Raw genomic sequence first — 21,088 nt, 5'->3', positions numbered from 1 at the left:
TCGCAACTCGTTGCGTGCCTGGTCAGGGCAGGTACGGGTGGGGCGGTGATGTCGAGTCGACTCGTCACCGCCCCTCGACTCGTCACCGCGCTGACCTGCGCGGGGACGAGTCGCGACGGATCGTGCCGGGTCAGGCCCGGGCCGTGGCTTCCGGCGCGGGTTCGGGGCAGTAGCGTGCCCAGGAGTCGGCGAACTGCTGGCGAGTGAAGCCCTTGGCCTGGACGTTGCCGTGGAAGCGGTGATTCGCCGAACCGATGCCGTACTTCTGGAGCAGGATCTGCAGGCCCCGGGCGGTCAGGCCGTTGGCGGTGTACTCCGGCCACGGGGTCTCGTCATCCTGGTTGAGGATGTCGAGAAGACGGCTGGTGCGGAGCATCGACGGGTCGCCCTCGGTGGCGAAGGCGCGCCGGATGTCAGCCAGGAGGCGGATGCCCAGACTGCTGCGGTCCTGATCCTGCTCCGCCTCGTACTTGGCCATGACCCGGCAGGCGGTACGCGCGAGGTGGGGCCATGGCCCGCCGGCGAGGTCCGCGACGGAGACCAGCGGCTGCCAGGTGTCGGCCGCGCGGTCCTCGACCGGCAAGGCTGGGGTCAGCTCCATCGCGTCGGCGTGCAGCGGTGCCAGCCAGGCGGCCAACCGGTCGCGCAGGGTGTGAAGGGGTGGGGTGTCGCGGTAGGTGCGGAACTCCGCCACCTTCTCGCCCGGCCTGCGGCGGCGCATCCGGATGACGATCGACCGGTCCATGATCGTGTCCGGCAGATCGCCGATGCCCGCGAGGGCCGCCATGGCGAAGGTCGGGAACTTCGACACCTCGTGGTTGGGACCAGAAACTCGAAGGGTGGGGCGGTTGCGCTGGTGCCCGGCGTTGAGCAGGCCGCGCATCTCTTCGTTCTTCTCCGCGACCTTCGCAGAGCCGAAGAGGGTGTCGGCCTCGTCGACCAGCAGGGTGGGCGGGGTTTCGGTGATCGACCGGAACACCGCGGCGGCCGAGGCGTTGACCGTGATCAGCGGATCGTGGACGCTCTCGGTGATCACGTCCAGCAGCCGCGACTTGCCGCACCGCTTCGCCGGTCCGACGACGGCCAGCCGCGGAGCGTGCTGCCATGCGGTCTGCAGATGGGTTGCCGCCACCCACAGGGTTACCGCCGTGAAGGCTTCCTCACCAGGCAGCACTACGTACCGGCGAAGTTGCTCCCGCAGCTCCGTCAGCACCCGCTCACCTTCGGAGGCCGAGGAACTGTCGGGTCCGTCCACGGACGGCTCGGGCTCGGACGGCTGTCCGGGTATGGCGACCGGCGGCCAGGACGGCTTGCCGGGGGTGGAATAGGGCTCGGTTGCTTCGTGTTCCACGGGGGCAGCTCCTCGTCTGGCGGTGGCGGGCTTGCGCGCCCTTGCCGCCGGGTTGGTTCTTTGCGGGCCGTTGGGGGTTGCTGGGGCCTCCGGCGTTGCGCCGCCGGGGGCCCATTCCCGTCTCGCGGGCGCAAGGTCATCGCGAGGGAACACGGACGGTACGTCCATGCCCGCCAAGAGTCCAGCGATTCTGTGTCAGTTCAACGCAGAATGGACTGCTACGCTGCCGCCCTTTCACGCCGCCAGCCCGAGCAGATCCAGCAGATCCGCAGTCACGACGCGGTAGGCGCTGCCGAGCCGCAGGACCTTGCACGGGTAAGCCCCCCGCTTCGCCAGCTCATAGCCCTTGCTCCGACCAAGCCCCAGGGCGCGGTTGCTTGTCTCCAGGTCAATAGCCACCGGAAGGGCCAACAGATCCTCCCGGCTCATCCCCTTCGCTCGTCCGGCTGTGGCGTTTTCACGCATGCGGCATCCCTTTCGGTACAGCCCTCGGCGAACGTGACCGTCACGTCCGGCTCCAGGCACCTACCAACCAGCATCCTCAAGCTAATGTGTCTGCATGACACAACTCGGTATGGATGATGAAGAGGACGACTTCCCCGAGTGGGTGGACCGGGTCAAGGCAAACGTGGCCGGCGAAGTCCGCCGGAGACGGAAGGAGATGGGGTGGAGCGCACAGGACCTGGCCGACCAGTGCGAGCAGCTCGGGCACCCCATCCCGCGCAACGTGATCGCCAACATGGAGTCCGGCCGCCGGGCAAGCCTTCCGCTGGTGGACGTCATGGTCCTGGCCGCCGCCCTGGAGACGTACCCGGCCTGCCTGATCTTCCCGGTCGGCTACGTCGACCAGACCCAGGAACTTCCCTTCCAGAGTCTCGTCCCCACCTGGGACGCCCTACGGCGCTTCACCGGCGAACAAGAAGTGCCCGGACACGACCTGGGCCTAGTCCCTTTCTTCGAAGCCCACGCCAGCCTCGTAAGCACCGCCCTGGCCGCGCTCGAAGAAGAGGAGCAGGCACGGTTCGCGGCGAAGGCGGCAACCGGCCGCGCCCAGCAGGAAGAAGCCGAGCGCAAGCGGAGCGAGTACGCCGACCAGGCCATCTCCGCCAAGTACAGGCTCCGCCACCTCCGCCGGGAGCTCCGCGAGGACGGAGCCACCCCACCCGACCTCCCACCCGCACTCCACGACGTCGACCCGCCCGAATGGGCCCCTGACACCGCCACGGAGGAACGCCTTTGAAGGGCTCCACTCACCGTCGCTGCTACTGCCGCGACCCCAAGACCGGCAAGCCGCTCGGCAAGAAATGCCCCAAGCTCACCAGCCGCAAGCACGGCTCCTACTCCATACGCCAGGAACTCCCACCCCGCGCCGACGGCACCCGCCGCTCCTTCAACCGCGCCGGCTACGAGACGCTGAAGGCCGCGCAGTCCGACCTGGACCACGTACGGGCTCTCATCTCCATCGCCGATTCCGACGACGAGCACGACCTGGCCCGCATCGCAGCCCTGCTCGAACAGGTCGCGGACGAGAAGGCTCCGCTGCCCGACATCGAGGACACCCGCAGGCGCTTCAGGGCGGGACTGGACCTGATCGGCCGACGTACCGTGGGCGAATGGCTCGACCAGTGGCTTCTTTCGAAGAAGTCACGCAAGACGACGCTCAACGGGTACGCCTCGCACATACGCGTGCACCTGAAGCCGCGCATCGGCCATGTCCGCCTCGACCGTCTCAACGTCGGCCACCTGGTGGAGATGTACGACGGCATAGCCGACGCCAACGAGGTGATCCAGGCGGAGAACCTCGAACGCCGCGAGCAGATCGCCAGGTGCAAGCCCAGCAAGGCCGGCCGCCCCATCGCAGCCGAGCGGGCGCGGCTCGCCGTCGAGCGGGAAAAACTCGCCGAGATGAAGCCGTTCCGGAAGATCACCGGCCCAGCGACGCAGCAGAGCATCCGGCGCACGCTGCGAGCGGCTCTGAACGCGGCGATCGCCCAGCAGCACATCACCTTCAACCCGGCCTCCCACGTCGAGCTGGAGTCCGGCAAGCGCCCGAAGCCCCTGCTCTGGACGACCCAGCGGGTGGAACGCTGGCGTGCCACCGGTGAGCTGCCGTCACTGGTGATGGTCTGGACGCCGGCGCAGTTCGGCACATTCCTGGACGCGGCCGAATCCGATCGGCTCTACGCTCTCTTCCACCTCGTCGGCACCCGTGGCCTTCGCAGGGGCGAGGCCGTTGGCCAGAGCTGGACCGATGTCGACCTGAGCGCCGGCCTCATCACCCCGGCCAAGGAAATCGTCGTCGACGGCTGGGACACCTACGAGTCCGCCCCCAAGACCGACGGCAGCGCCAGCACCATCGCGTTGGACAGCGTCAACGTCGCTCTTCTGCGGGAGCACCACAAAGCGATGCTGAGCGCCCGGGAGAAGTGGGGCGACGCCTGGAACGAGACCGGCAAGGTGTTCACCCGCGAAGACGGCTCCTGGCTGCACCCGGAGACGGTTTCCGAGACGTTCCGCCGCATCCTCGCCACCACCAACCTGCCGCCGATCACCCTGCGAGACCTGCGACACGTCGCGGCCACTCTCACTCACGGCGGGGGTGGCGATCTCCACACGATCAAGGAGACGCTGCGCCACTCCACGATCACGCTCACGTCGGACACATACACGAGCCTGCTGCCCGAGGTCGACAAGGCTGCTGCTGAAGCTGCTACCGCCTTGATTCCTCGTCGTGCCAGCCAACAGAGGGCGCGATAGACCAGGGACCGTGTTCGGAGTGACGCACCACGAAAACTAGAGACAGGGGAAAGTCCCGCAGCTAGACCATCACCGTGATCCTGCCAAGGCTTCGCACATTCTCCAGCATGGCGTGAAGTAGGAACGGCGGATTGGTAGCGACGGTGCGCGTCGCCTCCAGGTAGGTCGCCGCGTTCTTACCATCGGCGCACTCGCCTAAGCTGACCAGCTCCCTTCTGCGTCGGTCCCAAGCTGGCCAGTGCTGCCCAAGGTAACTTTCCAGGTTGTCCTCGAAAACTGTGTACCTGGCTGTGGTCTCGTCCGGCGGCTGGGCGGCGGGCGTGGTACCGAGGTATCGCAGCAGATCCGCGTTCTTCTGCCGCGTCCGCCGCGCCTCGCGCTCGTACTCCAGGTCTTTCGCCCGCCGCTGCTGCTCCGGGATCAGGTGTTCCGTCGACTGCCGCTTGCGCTCCTCCCCACGCGCATCCCCGTCAAACACCACATGGCAGGGAACCCCCAGCGTCCTGAACAACACGTCGGAAATCATCAGGTTGTCCTTACCGTTCACCTCAATGACGCTGATGCCTTCTGCTCCGAGGTTGATCCCGGCGCGCTCAGCGCAACCCACGATCACGCCCTCGTCGCCCCTGCCCTCTACCAACACCACCGCGTGGGCAAAGAACCCCTCCGCGAACACGCCAGCCAACCTGCCAATCGTCCGGCTCTTGACCGTTTTCGCATCGATCAGGCCGTCGAGGGCTCGGCAAAGGTCATCCTGGGATGCTTGACGTACCTCGGTGACGGGATGCGCCTCGCCGATGACTCGGCACAAACGGCGGATCTGGTGGTAGCCCGCGGGGTCGAGGAAGACAGGGCTGTGAGTGGCATACATGACCTGAGTGCGCCCCGCAGGAGAAGTGGCCACCAGCTCGCGCAGCACCTTCGCGAAGGTTCGAGCCTGCGGCGGATGCTGGAAGAGCTCGGGCTCCTCGATTGCCAAGCACAACGTCCGTGTGTCGCCTTCAGGGCGCCGACGATCAGCCAGGTACTTCAGTGCGGCGATGATCAAAGCTCGCTGGAAACCATGCCCCTGCCGGTGGACTGTGGTCTCTGCTGCGCCGTCGCGGATGCTCACCTGGAAAGTGGTTCGGGCTGGCTTCGGTGCATGGACGGTGGGAGTCACCACTACCTGACGCCCCGTGGTGAACTTCGCAACCTCCGAGGACAGCGCGGCCGAGATGTCATCCAGCACTGGGCCGTACACCTTCGTGTGTACCTCCTGCCGGGCTAGATGGGCGCTCTCCTCGATCTCGCCAAGCCGCTCGTTCGCCTCCGTCCGGTCCACAGCGTGGTCCAGGATTCGACCGAGCGCCGTGGTCTTCTGATCGTCCGCCTCCTCGTAGGCCCGAAGGTCTGCCGAGACGAAAACGAAGTCGATCAGCTGACCCAGTCTGCTCTGCCCTGCGAAGCCGAAGAAGTGAGTGTCCTCGACCTCGGACTCGGTGAGCTGATCCCGGTGGGCTAGCTCCCAAGTCCGCATGGCCTCAAGCGCCTTGTCCTTACTCCCGGCCTTCGGCAAACCCAGGCTGATATCTCCCTCACGCAGCTCGTCGTACGCCTTGCGTAGGTCGGTCGCCTTCTCGAACCGCCGCACCTCCTCGAACGGGCGGTACGCGAGCGCCTTGCCCGTGATCTTGTCCTCGCCGTTCTGCCAGGTCCGCCAGACGCTCACACTCTCGGCCCCGTCGGGTGCGTATCGCCCGAGGACCTCCCGGTCGTGGACGGTTAGCCCGTCGAACTCCACCTCGACGACGATGCACCCGCCCTTTGCCGCCGAATGGACATCGTCGTCACTCAGCGAGAGCGACCTTTCGCCGTTGAAAAACCAATCAAGGGCGCGTAGCACGGTGGACTTACCGACGCCGGTCGGCCCGATAAAGGAGGTGATCTCCTCAAAGGAGACATCCACTTTGTGCAGACAGCAGAAGTTCTCGATGCGCGCGCGCTTGATCTTCACGATCGTCCTGAGCATGAGGTATGGATGGGGCAAGTGCCCGCCTAGGTGATGATCGTGACGCTAGCAGCCCACTCGTTACCCGATGAGAGGTTTTCCGGATTACAGCCCGCTGAAGGAGCCCAGGACGCGGTGGCGCAACTTGCAAGAGCAGTAGTCGGGTGAGCCGTACGGCTGCATCCCGTCGAGGAGCATGGTCGCCGGAACAACGACATGCTCGCAGCCGATCTCACTGCGCGGTGTGGGAGAAAATCCCTCACGCCCGTACATCGTCGTTCCGCCGCTCCCTAGGTCCCGCCGTAGCCCCTGCTGTCGGACCGTCCGCTCACGCATCGCTCACGCAAAAGGCCGGGAACGACGAAGCGCCCCGACCGGATGAAACCGATCGAGGCGCTAAGTAGCAGGTCAGAGGGGGTTCCCCCTGTGCTGCCGGCGGTAGGCCGTGTGGGACTCGAACCCACAACCAACGGATTAAAAGTCCGCTGCTCTGCCAATTGAGCTAACGGCCCTCGGCGAATCACCCCTGAGCATAGCCCGCCGGGGCCCGGCCGCCGATCGGGTATCGGCCACCGGGCCCCGTCGCGGTGAAATCCCGGGCCGTCAGAGGGATTCGTCCGGGGGGATCGTGCGCTTGTGATCCGGTTTGAGGAACCAGTGTCTCGCCGACGCCAGCCACCATGTCGCCGCGAAGCCCAGGACCACCAGCACCGCGACAGGCGCGTAGTTGAACGTCTCCCAGGTGACCGGCGAGAGCTGCGGCAGCATGAAGAGCACCGTGATGATCACGACCCAGGCCACCGCCACGATGCCGATCGGGCGGGACCAGCGGCCCAGATGCCAGGGGCCCGGGGTGAATTCGTCGCCCCGGAGCAGGCGGAGCAGCGTGGGGATGACGTAGGCGATGTAGAGCCCGATCACCGCGATCGAGGTCACCGCCGCGTACGCCGTGACGTTGATCAGGTACGGCAGGCCCAGGGCGAGGGCGCCGACGGCGGCGAGCCAGACCGCGGCGACGGGGGTGCGGGTGCGGGGGCTGACCGTGTGCCAGACGCGCGAGAAGGGCAGGGCCCCGTCCCGCGAGAAGGCGTAGATCATGCGGCTGTTGGCGGTCACGGACGCCATGCCGCAGAAGAGCTGGGCGCCGATCACGATCAGCAGCAGGAGCTTGCCGGTGGTGGCGCCGAGGGCGTCCAGGAGGATCTGGGCGGGCGGGGCGCCGGTCGGCGAGTCCAGCGCTCCGTCGTACGACTGGATGGCGAAGGTGAAGCCGAGGAGCAGGACGAAGCCCGCGATCCAGGAGGTCCAGATCGACTGGACGATGCCACGCGGGCCGGCCGTCGCGGCGTCATGGGTCTCCTCCGTCATATGGGCGGAGGCGTCGTAGCCCGTGAAGGTGTACTGCGCCATCAGCAGACCGATCATCACGACGTAGAAGCCGCTGCCCCAGCCGGTGTTGTTCACGAACTCGGTGAAGACGAACGACGCCGACCGGTGCGAGTCCGGCACGAAGGTCAGGGCGCCGACGATGACGGCGACGCCGACGACGTGCCACCAGACGCTCACGCTGTTCAGGATCGCGACGATCCGCACCCCGAAGGTGTTGAGCAGGCCGTGCAGCAGCAGGATCGCGGCGAAGAGCAGGATCGTACGGGTGGGGGTGACCCCGAAGCCGAACTGGAGGTTCAGATACGCGCCCAGGAACGACGCCGCCCCGAAGTCGATCCCGGCGGTGACGGCGACCTGGCCGAGTACGTTGAACCAGCCCGTGAACCAGCCCAGGCCGCGGCCGAGCGCGGCGGGGCCAGCCGGTGGGCCCAGAAGTAGAGGCCGGCGGAGGTCGGGTACGCCGAACAGATCTCGGCCATCGCCAGGCCGACGAACAGCGTCATCAGGCCGACGCCGACCCAGCCCCAGGTGATGACGGCGGGGCCGCCGGTGTTCATGCCGAAGAGGTAGAGCGTGAGGCAGCCGGAGAGCACCGAGATGATCGTGAACGAGACGGCGTAGTTGGAGAATGCGGACATGCGCCGGGCCAGCGTCTGCGTGTACCCGAGCTGCGCGAGGCACTCCTCGTCGGAGACGCCCGGTGGTGGTTGGTCCTCGCCCGTGTCGGTTGTCATGCACCCAGCAATTCCCCCGTGCCGGAGCACACATGCGGTCGCCGGGGTCACGACTGGGAAAACCTGCCACGGCAGCGATGGAGGGCGCGACCCGCAGGCCGCGCCCTCCATGGGCCTCAGCGGTACTCGGCAGCGCTCGGGTGATCTCCGTGCGCTTCTTCCGGCGTGTGTCGGCCGGCTCCCCCGACCGTCAGAAGATCCCCTTGTAGCCCTGCCAGCCGGTGGCGATCCTCGTACGCGAGCCGAACGACCCCTTGCCGTTGCCGTTGTTGCGGAAGAGGTTGCCCGAGCTGTCCCGCTCGACGAGGTCGGCCTTCCCGTCGCCGGTGATGTCGCCCACCCCGACGATGGTGTTGTACGAGGTGCCCCAGGCGGCGAAGACCTTCACGCGCTCCTTCAGCTTTCCGCCCGCGGTGCCGTCGTAGCGGTAGAGGGTGCCGTCCTTGTGGTGGGCCAGCACATCGCCGTACCCGTCGCCGTTGAGGTCTCCGGCACCGACGACCTTCGAGTAGCCGGTCCAGGACGAGCTGATCCTCACCCCGGCCTTCAGCTTGCCGTGGCCGTCGTTGGCGAAGAGGTACACATCGCTGGTCGACGCCTTGCGCGCGAGCAGGTCGGGGCGCCCGTCACCGGTCAGATCACCGGGCCCGGTCAGGACGTTGTACGCGTTCCAGCCCGTGCCCAACGAGGTGTGGCTGCTGTTCGGCGTGTACGGGGCGCCGCACTTCCCGGCGTACCGGCGCAGCTCCCCGCCCGGCATCCGTACGAGCATCTCGGCGCACCGGTCGCCGCCCATGTCCCCGAACGGGACCGCCACCGTGCCCTTGGGCCAGCCGGCGCCGGAGCGCTTCCGGTCGAGCTTCCCCTTGCCCTCGGTGTAGTGGAGGGTCAGTTCGCCGACGGAGTTGAGCGTGACCAGCTCGCCGAAGTCGCTGCCGCCCTGGTCGTGGTGGCCCTGGAGGCCGCCGGAGACCGCGATCTTCCCGCTCGTCGTGTACGTGCCGCCGCCCTCGGCGGCCCTGGCGGTCAGCGTCCAGGTGTGGATCTCGTTCAACGGGTAGCCGCCCGCGTCGGTCCTGCCGTCCCAGGCGACGTCGATCTCGGCGCCCGGCCCCCCGGACAGGGTGCGGACCGTACGTCCATGCGCGTCCTTCACGACGAAGGTCCAGGTCGCGGGCCTGTTCAGCTGCCAGGTGCTCTCCCAGTTCTGGCCGCCGCTGGTGTCCTTGAGATCGATGTACCCGGAGTTGAGATCCGACTCGATCTTCGCCAGGGGCTGCGCGGGCACCCCGCTCGGCACGATCCGGATCGCCTGGTCCGGGCCGACGTACGCGATGTCGCCGCCGAACTTGTCCACGGCCCAGGTCAGCCGGCGCTGGTCGGCGGTGTTGCCCGCGGGCAGGTCCGCGATCTCCCGGGGCGCCGCGGCCTTCCCGGTGTGGAAGTCGGTGAGCACCAGCTTCCCGGCAGTGCGGTCGTGCCGGACGAGATAGCCGTCGCCGACGAGCGCGGCGCCGGACGGCACGGTGACGCTCTTCTTCGCCGTACGGTCGTACACCCCGGCGACGCCGCTCGTGCCGCAGTTCCAGTAGATCCAGCGGCCGACGGTCTGAAGTTCCTTGATCACGCACGGGGCACCGGTGGCGGCGGTGGCGACGACCTTCTTCTGTTCGAGGTCGGTCGCGGTGACAACTCCGGCGGTGGAACTCGCCGTCCACAGCGCCGATCCCCACACCGAGGCGGCGGTGATGGACCGGGTCATCCGCGCATCCGTCCTGCGGTACTCGTCGACGGCGTCGACGTACTGCTTGCCGGTCGATGCCGCGTTGTAGACGAAATAGCGTCCGGTCGCGTCCACGAACCGACCACCGGTCACAGCGGGTTCGTCGGAGCTGTGGAAACTACTCGCCGTCAGCCAGATCTGGGCACGTTCCTGGCCGTTGTCGACGAAGAAACGGCCCACATGGCCGTTGCCGGTGGCGCGCAGCGGTACGCAGGAACCGGCGTCGCACGGCACACGCTTGACATGCGCACCGGTCGCGTAGGTGTCGGCGTATCCCATCGAGGTGGGAGCGCCCACCGTCACCCCGTCCGCAGCGACCTGACGGGCGAACACGAACTGCGGGCCGCTCGGGGCGACTTCCACCGTGTTCAGCGTTCCGCCGGCGAAGTCGATGCCCCAGACCCCGCCGGTCTGCACCGGGGTCGGCGTATCCGCCGCGACGGCGATCGGCATCGTGCCGAGACCGGCCGCGACCACGGTGAGAGCGGCCAGGGCGGCGATACGGCGCCGGGCGCCACGACCGCGTGGAGAAGCAGAGCGAGCCAAAAGGGTCCTCCCCGAAATGCCTGAAAGGCATGAAGGCACAGGTGATCAACGGCAGTCCGCCGCAAAGAAATCACGCAAAGCACGCAAAGCCCCCGGTCGCGCCCCTGTACAAGTGGCCGGATGTTAGCAGCGGTCACTCATGTGAGGGAAGTGAAAAGAAAAGCGGGCCCGCTCGTGAAGAGCGGGCCCGCTTCGCAGACCTTTCAGCAGACCTTCAGCAGGTCCTCACCGCGTTCAGCCGTTGCGCTTCCAGCGCGGCTTGTCGTCGCGGCGGCCGAAGGTGCCGGTGCCGGTACCCGTGCCGGTGCCACCGCGGTGGTCGTCGCGACGGCCGGTCGGGCGGTCGCCGCCGCCGCCGGAGCGGAAGCCGCCCGAGGGACGGTCGTCACGACGGTCGCGGTTGAACGGACGGTCGCTGCCGCCGGAGCGGAAGCCACCGGAGGGGCGGTCGTCACGACGGTCGCGGTTGAACGACGGACGGTCGTTGTCACGACGCTCGAACGAACGGCCACCACGGTCGTCCCGACGGTCGCCACCACCGGAACGGAAACCACCGGACGGACGGTCGTTGCTGCTGCGGAAGGACGGACGGTCGTTGCTTCCGCGGTAGCCGGACCCGCCGGAGGGACGGCCACTGCGCTCGCCGACACGGTCGTTGCTCCCGCGGTATCCACCACGGTCGTCACGGCGGTCACCACCGCGGTCGTCACGGCGACCGTAGCTGCCCCGGTCGTCGCGACGGTCGTCACGCGCGGCCGGCTGCTCGGGGACGGACGCGGCTGCGACGAGCGCGGCCTCGGCCTCGGCAGCGACCTCGGCGACCGCCGCCTCCGGGTCGTCGCCCCGCTCGCGCGCGGCACGGGCGACGAGGCGGTCGGCCTCCTCGCGCAGCTCACCGGCGCGGCGCTGGACGCGCTCCAGCTGCTTGGTCAGGTCGGCGGCCTCGCGCTCGGCCTGCTTGGCGGCGTTGTTCGCGGAGTCGGCCTGGACCTCGGTGAGCGAGCGGGCACCGGTGATCTCGGCGACCTCCGGCTCGAAGACGCCCGCGCCCTGCACGATGTGGCGCGAGGCGTCGACGCCCGCGTCCTCCATCAGGCGGAAGATCTGACGGCGCTGGTGCGGCAGCGCCAGCGAGACGACGACACCGGACTTGCCGGCACGGGCAGTACGGCCCGAGCGGTGCAGGTAGTCCTTGTGGTCACCGGCCGGGTCCACGTTCAGGACCAGGTCGATGCCGTCGACGTGAATACCGCGGGCGGCGACGTCGGTCGCGACCAGCGCGTTGACGTAACCCTTCTTGAAGTCCTCAAGAACGCGGGTACGGGCGCCCTGGGTCATGCCGCCGTGCAGCGCGTCCGCCTTGACGCCCGCCTCGACGAGCTGCTCGGCGATGCGGTCGGCGCCCAGCTGGGTGCGGACGAAGATGATCGTGCGGCCCTTGCGGGCGGCGATGGCGGAGGTGACCGGCGCCTTGTCCTTCGGCTTCACGACGAGGACGTGGTGCGACATGGTCGAGACGTTGCCCTGGGCGGAGTCGACCTCGTGGGTGACCGGGTTGCTCAGGTAGCGCTTGACCAGGGTGCCGATCTCGTTCTCCATGGTGGCGGAGAAGAGCATGCGCTGGCCGCCACCGGGGATCTGGTCGAGCAGCTCGGTGACCTCGGGCAGGAAGCCCAGGTCGGACATCTGGTCGGCCTCGTCGAGGACGGCGACCTGGACGTTCTCCAGGGAGCAGGCGCCCCGGTTGATGATGTCGCGCAGCCGGCCCGGGGTGGCGACGAGGATGTCGACACCGCGCTCCAGCGCGTAGATCTGGTTGCCCATCGACGTACCGCCGCAGACGACCTTCATCTTCAGGCCGAGCACGTCGCCGTAGGGCTGCAGCGCGTCCGCGACCTGCATCGCGAGCTCACGGGTCGGGGTGAGGATGATCGCGCGGGGCTTCTTCTTCTCCGTGTGCCCACCGGCCAGCGAGGCCAGGGTCGGCAGACCGAAGGAGAGGGTCTTGCCGGAGCCGGTACGGCCGCGGCCCAGGATGTCCTTGCCGGCCAGGGCGTCCGGGATGGTCGCGGCCTGGATCGGGAAGGGCGCCGTCACACCGTTCTGCGCGAGCTTGCGGACGATGCCCTCGGGCAGGCCCAGGTCGGCGAAGGTGACGGTCGGCTCGGCGTCCGCATCGGCGTCGGCGGAGTCGGTGTCGGCCTGCTCGGCCAGGGGGGCGTCGGCCTCGATGGAGTCGGCGGACTCGGCGACGACGGCCTCGGCGGCCTCGACGAGCTCGTCGTTCTCGATGTTCTCGGGCATGACGGTGTGGTCAGAACTGGAAATTGACATGCGAAATGCGAAACCTTCCGGAGTCTCGGCACGCGCCCGTAACTCCGTGATTCGCAATTTCGACCGCCTCAATGCGGTCCAGCCACGGCAAGGGAGAGTACGCGCCACACGGCGCGCTTCTGTTTCGGCGCCGGGCAATGGGATCAAACGATCTACTACCATACGCACTCCCCCCCACTTCGCGCAAACCGGCCTTTCCCCGCCCCCCGCTACACCGGCCCCACCTGCGGCGATACCTCGGGCGTCCGCAGCGGCGCCGACTCCGCCGACGCACCCATCGCCTCGCTGCGCAGCTGTGCCGCCGGCGAGGCGGACGGCGGCGGCGAGGGTTCGGACGGCTCCGGCTCGGGGGAGCTCGGCGGCTCGGGGGTCGCGGGCCCGGAGGGCACCGGGGATGCGGACTGATGCGGCACCCCGGGCCCCGGCGGCGAGGCCGAGGGCGCCGGCGGCACAGTGCCCCGGGGCGGCTCCGCGCCGCCCGCCTCCGTATCCGGGCGCACGCCACCGGGAGCGGTCGAGAGCCCGGCGGAGCGGCCCGGCTCGGGTGATTCGACGGCCTCCCGTTCGGAGTGCGCCTCGGCCCGGCCGCCTCCGGTACGGACCCGGCCGGTGCCCGCCACCGTGCCGCCGTCCGGCCGGGCGGCGCTCCCCCCGTGCTCGGGCGACGGCGACGGCGACGGCGACGGCGACGGTGCCGGTTTCCCTCCGCCGTCGCCGATGCTCATGCAGCCGGTGGACGTGGCGACCGTCGCAGCGATGACGGCCGCCCATCGGACGGGGACGGACAACTGGCGCACGGGAGGCACCTCCGGGGTACGAGGAAGGAGCGGAGCGGTACGGGAACGAGTGGGGGCGCCGTGCCCAACTCCCGTCGCCCCGCCGGGGACACGCCCCGGACCCGGCCCGCACACCACCTGCACGCCTTCCGCGCCCGGCCCGCACGCCGCTGGGCACACCCCGCAGACGCCCGGGGCGCACTCATCCGTAGCCGAGCGCGTGCAGCCTCGCGTCGTCGATGCCGAAGTGGTGGGCGATCTCGTGGACGACCGTGATCTCGGTCTCGGCGACGACGTCCTCGCGGGACTCGCACATCCGGAGGGTCGGCCCGCGGTAGATGGTGATCCGGTCCGGCAGCACCCCCGCGTACCACTCGCCGCGATCGGTCAGCGGCGTGCCCTCGTACAGCCCGAGCAGCTCCGGATCACCCGGGTCGGGCTCGTCCTCGACGAACACCGCGACGTTGTCCATCAGCCGCGTCAGCTCCGGCGGGATCCGGTCCAGCGCCTCGGCGACCAGTCCCTCGAACTCTTCGCGCGTCATCTCCAGCACCCCGCCATTGTCCCGTACTACCGGTCGCGGCGCCCCGGTCCGGACCGGGGGACGACCGCCGTCTGCCGACGGGTCGAGCCCTGCGCCTATTCGGTTTGGCTGACGCCGAAACGCCGTAGTACAGTCTGCGACGTGCCCAAGGGCGCCGGTCAGGGCTTGACCGTTCTGAAACCTCAAGAGGTTGAAGGAGAAGCGGAACCTCCCGAGGGAAAGCGGAGCCACATGCTTCTGACGTCCTCGGACATCAGACACGGAAGCAGCAGTGCCAGTAGTTACGCCCTCATCGTCTAGTGGCCCAGGACGCCGCCCTTTCAAGGCGGTAGCACGGGTTCGAATCCCGTTGGGGGCACGCACAACCTGTGCGACACTTAGTCGCACAAAGCTTGGTCCTGTGGAGCAGTTTGGAGTGCTCGCCACCCTGTCAAGGTGGAGGCCGCGGGTTCAAATCCCGTCAGGACCGCTGCAGCCCTTATGAGCTGCGTGGCTGGGTAGCTCAGTTGGTACGAGCGATCGCCTGAAAAGCGATAGGTCGCCGGTTCGATCCCGGCCCCAGCCACCACCCGAAGGCCCCGTCCACCGGACGGGGCCTTCGCCGTGTCAGACCTCTTCCCGGTCCGCCGAGTTCACGCCGCCCCGGCCGCGCCACGCCCGTACCGCCAGAACCAGCAGTACCACCGCGACCACGGCCACCAGCGCCATGGCGTCCGGCACGTGCTCGCCGATGCGCTGGGCCCACTGCTCCACGGCGAACGAATCGTCCACGTCCAGCAGTCCGGGCAGCGCCGTCGTCCCGTCGTACACGAGGAACAGTGCGCCGAGCCCGATGAAGAAGAGCCCGGACAGCAGGGTCGTGGTGTGCAGCTCGAAGCGGCCCAGCCGGAAGGCCCGGCCGCGCAGCCAGGCCCGGCGGCCCAGGTCGAAGCGTTCCCAGAGCAGCGCGAGCAGGAAGAGCGGGACCGCCATGCCCAGGGCGTAGACGGCGAGCAGCAGTCCACCGTAGACCGGGCTGCCGCTGACCGCCGCCACGGTGAGGACGCTGCCGAGGATCGGGCCCGCGCAGAAGCCGGCCAGTCCGTAGACGGCGCCCAGTGCGTAGACCGATACGGCGGTGGTCGGGCGGATCCGGCCGCTGAGGGCGGCGATCCGGCGCGAGGCGAAGCCCAGACCGACGATCTGGGCGATGCCGAGCACGATGATCAGCCAGCCCGCGCCGAGGACGAGCGCGTCGCGGTGGCGGTAGAAGATCCGTCCGGCGTACGAGCCCGCGGCGCCGAGCGGGACCAGCGTGGTGGCCAGTCCGGCATAGAAGATGCCGGTGCGGGCCAGGAGGCGCGAGGCGGAGTCGATGGAGTAGGCGAAGAAGGCGGGCAGCAGCAGCGCGCTGCACGGGCTGACCAGGGCGAGCAGCCCGCCCAGGAAGGCCGCGAAGTAGCCGATGTCAGCGGTCATTTCGCGTCGTCCCCAGCACCCTCGGCGTTCTTGCCGCCCTTGCCGTTCTCGGAGTCCTTGCCGCTCTTGGCGTCCTCGGTGGCGCGGGCCTTCTCGGCCGCCGCCTCGATGGCCGAGGTGAAGGTCTCCATGGGCTGGGCTCCGGCGATCGGGCGGCCGTTGATCAGGAACGACGGAGTGGAGGTCGCGCCGATTCCGTACCCCTGTTCCTGGTCCTTGCCCACGGCGGCGGAGGCGGCGGAGCTGTCCGCGTCGCGGGCGAAGCGGTCGAGGTCCGCGACCCCGGCCTGCCGGGCGAGGGCCGTCAGCCGGTCCTTGCCGAACCCCTTCTCCTTGGCCCCCTCGGCGTACGCGGCGGCGTGGAACTGCCAGAAGCGGTCCTGCTGCCCGGCGGCCCATGCGGCGCGGGCGGCGGCCTCGGACTCGGCGCCGAAGATCGGGAAGTTGCGCCACTCGATGCGCAGGGTGCCGTTGTCGACGTACTTCTTGACCAGGGCGGGTTCGGTGTCGCGGGCGAACTTGCCGCAGTAGCCGCACTTGAAGTCGGCGTACTCGATCAGGACCACAGGTGCGTCGGCGCGGCCCTGAGCGAGCTTGTCGCCGGCGTCGCGGCGGGCGAGCTTCGCCAGCTCCGGATAGACGCCGGCGTCCGGGTCGGCGGTGACATCGGCGACCGAGGAGGAGCCGGAGCCCGAGTGGTCGGGGACGGTGGCCCGGTAGGAGACGAAGCCGAGCAGCGCGGCGGCGAGGACGACTCCGGCGCCGTAGACCAACGGCTTCCTGTTCCTGGGCGAGGGCTTGCGTGCGGACGTGGACTTGGGCATGCGGGACTCCGTGCTGGTGATGCGGAAGGGAAGGGGGCGGCCGGGTGGGACGGCCGGCTACACCCTCAGCACGGAGAGCTCGACGGGAGTGGGCGCGGCGGGCGCGGGGGCGCGCAGTTTCAGCCGCACGGGTGGGTGGACCGGGCCCTGACCGGTGGCGGCGGGCAGGCCCCACTCGGCGAGGCCGGGCGCCTGGTCGTACGCGGCACGGGCCCGGCCCGGGAGCGCGGGTTCGCCGTCGTGCTTCCTGGTCTTGCGGCAGCCCGGCGCCGGGTGCCGGTCGGCGGGCGCTGCCGCCGCCGGGCCGGCGTCGGCCGGAGCGTCCGCGCCCGTCGCGGCGGCCACGACGGCGGTGGCGGGTGCGCCGCCGCCGGGGACGGCCGTCGCCGGTCCGCAGAACAGCCCCAGTACGACCGCGAGCACCGCCGTCAGGCAGCACCACTGTGTACGGGACACGGCGACCGGCCTTTCCGGACAGGGGCAACGGGTGGTCAGCTGCCCGAAATGGTACGTGCTGTGATCCCGCGCATCCGCGCGGTGCCCATGTGGTGACCCGGACCGCACGAAATGTGTTCGCCGTTCGTCGGGCCCGGGTGAGATCCTGGGCTCCGTATGTCTACTTCCTTCGCTGATCTCCAGAACCGGCTCGGACAGATCTCGCTCCGCGACGCGCACCGGCTCGGCCGCCGTCTCGAAGGGGCGCGCCGCATCCGTAAGCCCGAGGCCCGGCAGTCCGTGCTGGACGAGATCGCCGCCGAGGCCGGCAAGGCAGCCGAGCGGCTCTCGCTGCGTGCCGCGCGGATGCCTGCCCTGTCGTACCCGGAACAGCTCCCGGTCAGTCAGAAGAAGGACGAGATCCTTGAGGCGATACGCGACCACCAGGTCGTGATCGTCGCCGGGGAGACCGGCTCCGGCAAGACCACGCAGATCCCGAAGATCTGCATGGAGCTGGGGCGCGGTGTCCGGGGCATGATCGGGCACACCCAGCCGCGCCGGATCGCGGCCCGTACGGTCGCCGAGCGCGTCGCGGACGAGCTGAAGACGCCGCTGGGCGAGGCGGTCGGCTGGAAGGTCCGCTTCACCGACCAGGTGAACCCCGACGCCACGTTCGTGAAGCTGATGACGGACGGCATCCTGCTCGCCGAGATCCAGACGGACCGCGAGCTGCGCGCCTACGACACGATCATCATCGACGAGGCCCACGAGCGGTCGCTGAACATCGACTTCCTGCTCGGCTATCTGGCCAGGCTGCTGCCCAAGCGCCCGGACCTGAAGGTCGTCATCACCTCCGCGACGATCGACCCCGAGCGGTTCGCGCGCCACTTCGGCGAGGCGCCGATCGTCGAGGTCAGCGGGCGTACGTACCCGGTCGAGGTGCGCTACCGCCCGCTGCTCGAAGAGGAGGGGGACGACTCCGACCGCGACCAGATCACCGCGATCTGCGACGCCGTGGACGAGCTCCAGACCGAGGGTCCGGGCGACATCCTGGTCTTCCTCTCCGGCGAGCGGGAGATCCGTGACACGGCGGACGCGCTGAACAAGCGCAACCTCCGCCACACCGAGGTGCTCCCTCTCTACGCCCGGCTCTCGCACGCCGAGCAGCACCGCGTCTTCCAGCGCCACACGGGTCGCAGGATCGTCCTGGCGACCAACGTCGCCGAGACCTCGCTGACCGTCCCCGGCATCAAGTACGTGATCGACCCGGGCAACGCCCGGATCTCCCGCTACAGCCACCGCACCAAGGTCCAGCGGCTGCCGATCGAGCGGATCTCGCAGGCCAGCGCCAACCAGCGCAAGGGCCGCTGCGGCCGTACCTCGGACGGCATCTGCATCCGGCTGTACTCCGAGGACGACTTCCTGACCCGTCCGGAGTTCACCGACCCGGAGATCCTCCGTACCAACCTGGCCTCCGTCATCCTCCAGATGACCGCGGCCGGCCTGGGTGACATCGAGAAGTTCCCCTTCATCGACCCGCCGGACCACCGCAACATCCGCGACGGCGTCCAGCTCCTCCAGGAGCTCGGCGCACTGGACGCGGAGGAGAAGGATCCGAAGAAGCGGCTCACCCCGCTCGGCCGGAAGCTCTCGCAGCTGCCCGTCGACCCGCGCCTGGCCCGCATGGTCATCGAGGCCGACCGCAACGGCTGTGTCCGCGAGGTCATGGTCATCGCGGCGGCGCTCTCCATCCAGGACCCGCGCGAGCGGCCCTCGGAGAAGCAGACCCAGGCCGATCAGCAGCACGCCCGCTTCAAGGACGAGACGTCCGACTTCCTGGCGTTCCTGAACCTGTGGCGGTACATCCGCGAGCAGCAGAAGGAGCGCGGCTCGTCCAGCTTCCGCCGGATGTGCAAGCAGGAGTATCTGAACTTCCTGCGCATCCGCGAATGGCAGGACATCTACGCGCAGCTGCGTACGGTCGCCAAGCAGATGGGTATGCAGCTGGAGGAGCCCTCGACGGACCTGGCTGCGCCGGAGCAGGCGGTGCACACCTCGCTGCTGGCCGGGCTGCTCTCGCACATCGGGCTGAAGGACACCGAGAAGAACGAGTACCTGGGCGCGCGCAGCGCCAAGTTCGCGATCTTCCCGGGATCGGCGCTCTTCAAGAAGCAGCCGCGGTTCGTGATGTCGGCCGAGCTGGTCGAGACGTCCCGGCTGTGGGCGCGGGTCAACGCCAAGGTCGAGCCGGAGTGGATCGAGCCGCTGGCCCAGCATCTGCTCAAGCGCACCTACAGCGAGCCGCACTGGGAGAAGGACCAGGCGGCGGTGATGGCGTACGAGCGGGTCACGCTCTACGGGGTACCGATCGTCGCCCAGCGCAAGATCAATTTCGGCCGCATCGACGCCGAGACCTCCCGCGATCTGTTCATCCGCAATGCCCTGGTCGAAGGCGACTGGCGGACCCACCACCAGTTCTTCCACGACAACCGAAAACTGCTCGGCGAGGTCGAGGAGCTGGAGCACCGCGCCCGGCGCCGCGACATCCTCGTGGACGACGAGACGCTCTTCGACTTCTACGACCAGCGGATCCCCGAGCACGTGGTCTCCGGGGCGCACTTCGACTCCTGGTGGAAGCACAAGCGCCGGGACGAGCCGGACGCGCTGGACTTCGAGCGCTCGATGCTCATCAACGAGAAGGCCGGGGCCGTCACCAAGGACGACTACCCGGACTCCTGGCGCCAGGGGAAGCTCAAGTTCAACGTCACGTACCAGTTCGAGCCGGGTGCGGACGCCGACGGCGTGACCGTCCACATCCCGCTCCAGGTGCTCAACCAGGTCACCTCCGAGGGCTTCGACTGGCAGATCCCGGGCCTGCGGGAGGAAGTGGTCACCGAGCTGATCCGCTCGCTGCCCAAGCCGATCCGCCGGCACTACGTCCCCGCGCCGAACTACGCGGACAAGTTCCTCGACCGGGCCGTACCGCTGCAGGAACCGCTGCCGGTCACGCTGGCCCGGGAGCTCCAGCGGATGGTCGGCGTCCCGGTCACGGCCGACGACTTCGACCTGGGCCGTATCCCGGACCACCTGAAGATCACGTTCCGGATCGTCGACGAGCGGCGCCGCAAGGTGGCCGAGGACAAGGATCTGGAGGCGCTCAAGCTCCAGCTGCGCCCCAAGGCACGTCAGGCCCTCTCCAAGGCCGCCGCGGCCACCGCCGGGCCCTCGGGCGAGTCCATCGAGCGTTCGGGCCTCACGGGCTGGACGATCGGCACGCTGAACCGCGTCTTCGAGACCAGACGGGCCGGCCAGCCGGTCAAGGCGTACCCGGCGCTGGTGGACCAGGGCGACACCGTCGCCGTACGGCTCTTCGACACCGAGGCCGAGCAGCAGCAGGCGATGTGGCTGGGCACCCGGAAGCTGATCGTGCTGAACGTGCCGGTGAATCCGGCGAAGTTCGCCTCCGACAAGCTGACGAACCAGCAGAAGCTGGCTCTGTCCCGCAACCCGCACGGCTCCATCCAGGCGCTGTTCGAGGACTGCGCGACGGCGGCCGCCGACCGGCTGATCGGCGCGCACGGCGGCCCGGCCTGGGACGAGGAGTCGTTCCGGAAGCTGTACGACAGGGTGCGCGCCGACCTCGTCGCCCTGACCGAGCACACGGTCAAGCAGGTCCAGCAGGTGCTGGCCGCCTGGCAGGCCTGCGAGCGGCGTCTGAAGGCCACCAACAGCCTGGTCCTGGTCGACAACGTCACCGATGCCCGGGACCAGCTCGCGGCCCTCGTGCCGCCGGGCTTCGTCACGAAGACCGGGCTGCGCAGGCTGCCCGACCTGATGCGCTATCTGGTCGCCGTGGACCGCCGGCTCCAGCAGATGCCGACGGCCGTCCAGCGCGACACCACGCGCATGGGGAAGGTCCACGAGATGCAGGACGAGTACGCCTGGCTGCTCGAACAGATGCCGCAGGGCAGGCCCGTGCCGCAGGAGGTGCTGGACATCCGCTGGATGATCGAGGAGCTCCGGGTCAGCTATTTCGCCCACGCGCTGGGGACGGCCTACCCGGTCTCCGACAAGCGGATCGTGAAGGCGATCGACGCGGCGGCACCGTGAGAGGGCCCGCCCGGACGGGCCGTTTCGGCGGTGACGGAGTCGCCACCTTCGGTGAGT

13 protein-coding genes, 4 tRNA genes and 1 pseudogene are annotated in these 21,088 nt (G+C 69.0%); 6 read left to right on the top strand and 12 right to left on the bottom strand.

Features of this window, described 5'->3' with window-relative positions; translation table 11 throughout:
• Nucleotides 1-130 precede the first annotated feature (130 nt).
• Both ACFVX4_RS07505 and ACFVX4_RS07500 read right to left on the bottom strand, forming a co-directional pair.
• Nucleotides 131-1,351 carry a DUF3631 domain-containing protein gene (locus tag ACFVX4_RS07505; protein ID WP_389972812.1) on the bottom strand — a complete coding sequence of 407 codons (1,221 nt, stop codon included), beginning with the start codon at nt 1,349-1,351 and terminating at the stop codon, nt 131-133.
• Nucleotides 1,352-1,585: 234 nt separating this feature from the next.
• On the bottom strand, nt 1,586-1,816 hold the full coding sequence (locus ACFVX4_RS07500; protein ID WP_266359528.1) for a hypothetical protein: 231 nt from the start codon (nt 1,814-1,816) through the stop codon (nt 1,586-1,588).
• Nucleotides 1,817-1,925: 109 nt separating this feature from the next.
• Between ACFVX4_RS07500 and ACFVX4_RS07495 the strand changes: the two genes are divergently transcribed.
• Nucleotides 1,926-2,591: a helix-turn-helix domain-containing protein gene (locus ACFVX4_RS07495; RefSeq protein WP_389972810.1), complete on the top strand. Its 666-nt coding sequence runs from the start codon at nt 1,926-1,928 to the stop codon at nt 2,589-2,591.
• Complete coding sequence (xerC, locus tag ACFVX4_RS07490; protein ID WP_389972808.1) at nt 2,588-4,108, top strand: tyrosine recombinase XerC; 1,521 nt, start codon at nt 2,588-2,590, stop codon at nt 4,106-4,108. The genes ACFVX4_RS07495 and xerC overlap by 4 nt, the downstream gene beginning before the upstream one ends.
• A gap of 61 nt (nt 4,109-4,169) precedes the next feature.
• On the opposite strand, the gene ACFVX4_RS07485 is transcribed toward xerC, so the two are convergent.
• The 7 genes and pseudogenes from ACFVX4_RS07485 to ACFVX4_RS07455 all read right to left on the bottom strand — a co-directional run bounded on the left by ACFVX4_RS07485 (nt 4,170) and on the right by ACFVX4_RS07455 (nt 14,213).
• Nucleotides 4,170-6,119, bottom strand: a complete 1,950-nt coding sequence (locus ACFVX4_RS07485) for an AAA family ATPase (RefSeq protein WP_389972806.1) — start codon at nt 6,117-6,119, stop codon at nt 4,170-4,172.
• Between the two features lie 418 nt (nt 6,120-6,537).
• Nucleotides 6,538-6,610, bottom strand: a tRNA-Lys gene (locus tag ACFVX4_RS07480).
• Between the two features lie 91 nt (nt 6,611-6,701).
• Nucleotides 6,702-8,221, bottom strand: a pseudogene (locus ACFVX4_RS07475) (amino acid permease).
• A 190-nt stretch (nt 8,222-8,411) separates the two neighbouring features.
• Nucleotides 8,412-10,550: an FG-GAP-like repeat-containing protein gene (locus ACFVX4_RS07470; protein ID WP_389972804.1), complete on the bottom strand. Its 2,139-nt coding sequence runs from the start codon at nt 10,548-10,550 to the stop codon at nt 8,412-8,414.
• Between the two features lie 234 nt (nt 10,551-10,784).
• Nucleotides 10,785-12,854, bottom strand: a complete 2,070-nt coding sequence (locus ACFVX4_RS07465; protein ID WP_389972802.1) for a DEAD/DEAH box helicase — start codon at nt 12,852-12,854, stop codon at nt 10,785-10,787.
• Between the two features lie 239 nt (nt 12,855-13,093).
• Nucleotides 13,094-13,681, bottom strand: coding sequence for a hypothetical protein (locus tag ACFVX4_RS07460; RefSeq protein WP_389972800.1), 588 nt, complete (start codon nt 13,679-13,681; stop codon nt 13,094-13,096).
• Between the two features lie 181 nt (nt 13,682-13,862).
• A complete protein-coding gene (locus ACFVX4_RS07455) occupies nt 13,863-14,213 on the bottom strand; it encodes a metallopeptidase family protein (RefSeq protein WP_356480155.1) in 351 nt (116 codons plus the stop codon).
• A 276-nt stretch (nt 14,214-14,489) separates the two neighbouring features.
• On the opposite strand from ACFVX4_RS07455, the gene ACFVX4_RS07450 reads away from it, so the two are divergent.
• The 3 genes from ACFVX4_RS07450 (at nt 14,490) to ACFVX4_RS07440 (ending at nt 14,772) form a co-directional block, all read left to right on the top strand.
• Nucleotides 14,490-14,562 (top strand) — tRNA-Glu (locus ACFVX4_RS07450).
• A 36-nt stretch (nt 14,563-14,598) separates the two neighbouring features.
• Nucleotides 14,599-14,673 (top strand) — tRNA-Asp (locus tag ACFVX4_RS07445).
• 22 nt (nt 14,674-14,695) lie between these two features.
• Nucleotides 14,696-14,772: transfer RNA gene (locus ACFVX4_RS07440), tRNA-Phe, on the top strand.
• Nucleotides 14,773-14,810: 38 nt separating this feature from the next.
• Here the strand turns inward: ACFVX4_RS07440 and ACFVX4_RS07435 are convergent.
• Genes ACFVX4_RS07435 through ACFVX4_RS07425 form a run of 3 tightly spaced genes read right to left on the bottom strand, consistent with a single transcriptional unit; the run spans nt 14,811 to nt 16,942 of the window.
• Nucleotides 14,811-15,662: a cytochrome c biogenesis CcdA family protein gene (locus ACFVX4_RS07435; protein ID WP_389972798.1), complete on the bottom strand. Its 852-nt coding sequence runs from the start codon at nt 15,660-15,662 to the stop codon at nt 14,811-14,813.
• Entirely contained in the window at nt 15,659-16,486 is an 828-nt protein-coding gene (locus ACFVX4_RS07430) for a DsbA family protein (RefSeq protein ID WP_389972796.1), read from the bottom strand. The genes ACFVX4_RS07435 and ACFVX4_RS07430 overlap by 4 nt, the downstream gene beginning before the upstream one ends.
• A gap of 57 nt (nt 16,487-16,543) precedes the next feature.
• Nucleotides 16,544-16,942 (bottom strand): hypothetical protein, encoded by a 399-nt coding sequence (locus tag ACFVX4_RS07425; protein WP_389972795.1) that lies wholly within the window; start codon nt 16,940-16,942, stop codon nt 16,544-16,546.
• Nucleotides 16,943-17,098: 156 nt separating this feature from the next.
• On the opposite strand from ACFVX4_RS07425, the gene hrpA reads away from it, so the two are divergent.
• Nucleotides 17,099-21,031 (top strand): ATP-dependent RNA helicase HrpA, encoded by a 3,933-nt coding sequence (gene hrpA, locus ACFVX4_RS07420; protein ID WP_389972793.1) that lies wholly within the window; start codon nt 17,099-17,101, stop codon nt 21,029-21,031.
• Nucleotides 21,032-21,088 lie beyond the last annotated feature (57 nt).

It is taken from the genome of Streptomyces sp. NPDC058240 (genome assembly GCF_042882135.1).
Taxonomy (GTDB): Bacteria; Actinomycetota; Actinomycetes; order Streptomycetales; family Streptomycetaceae; genus Streptomyces.
Note: the sequence above shows the minus strand (reverse complement) of the source record. Positions and strands in the feature narration are given on the sequence as shown.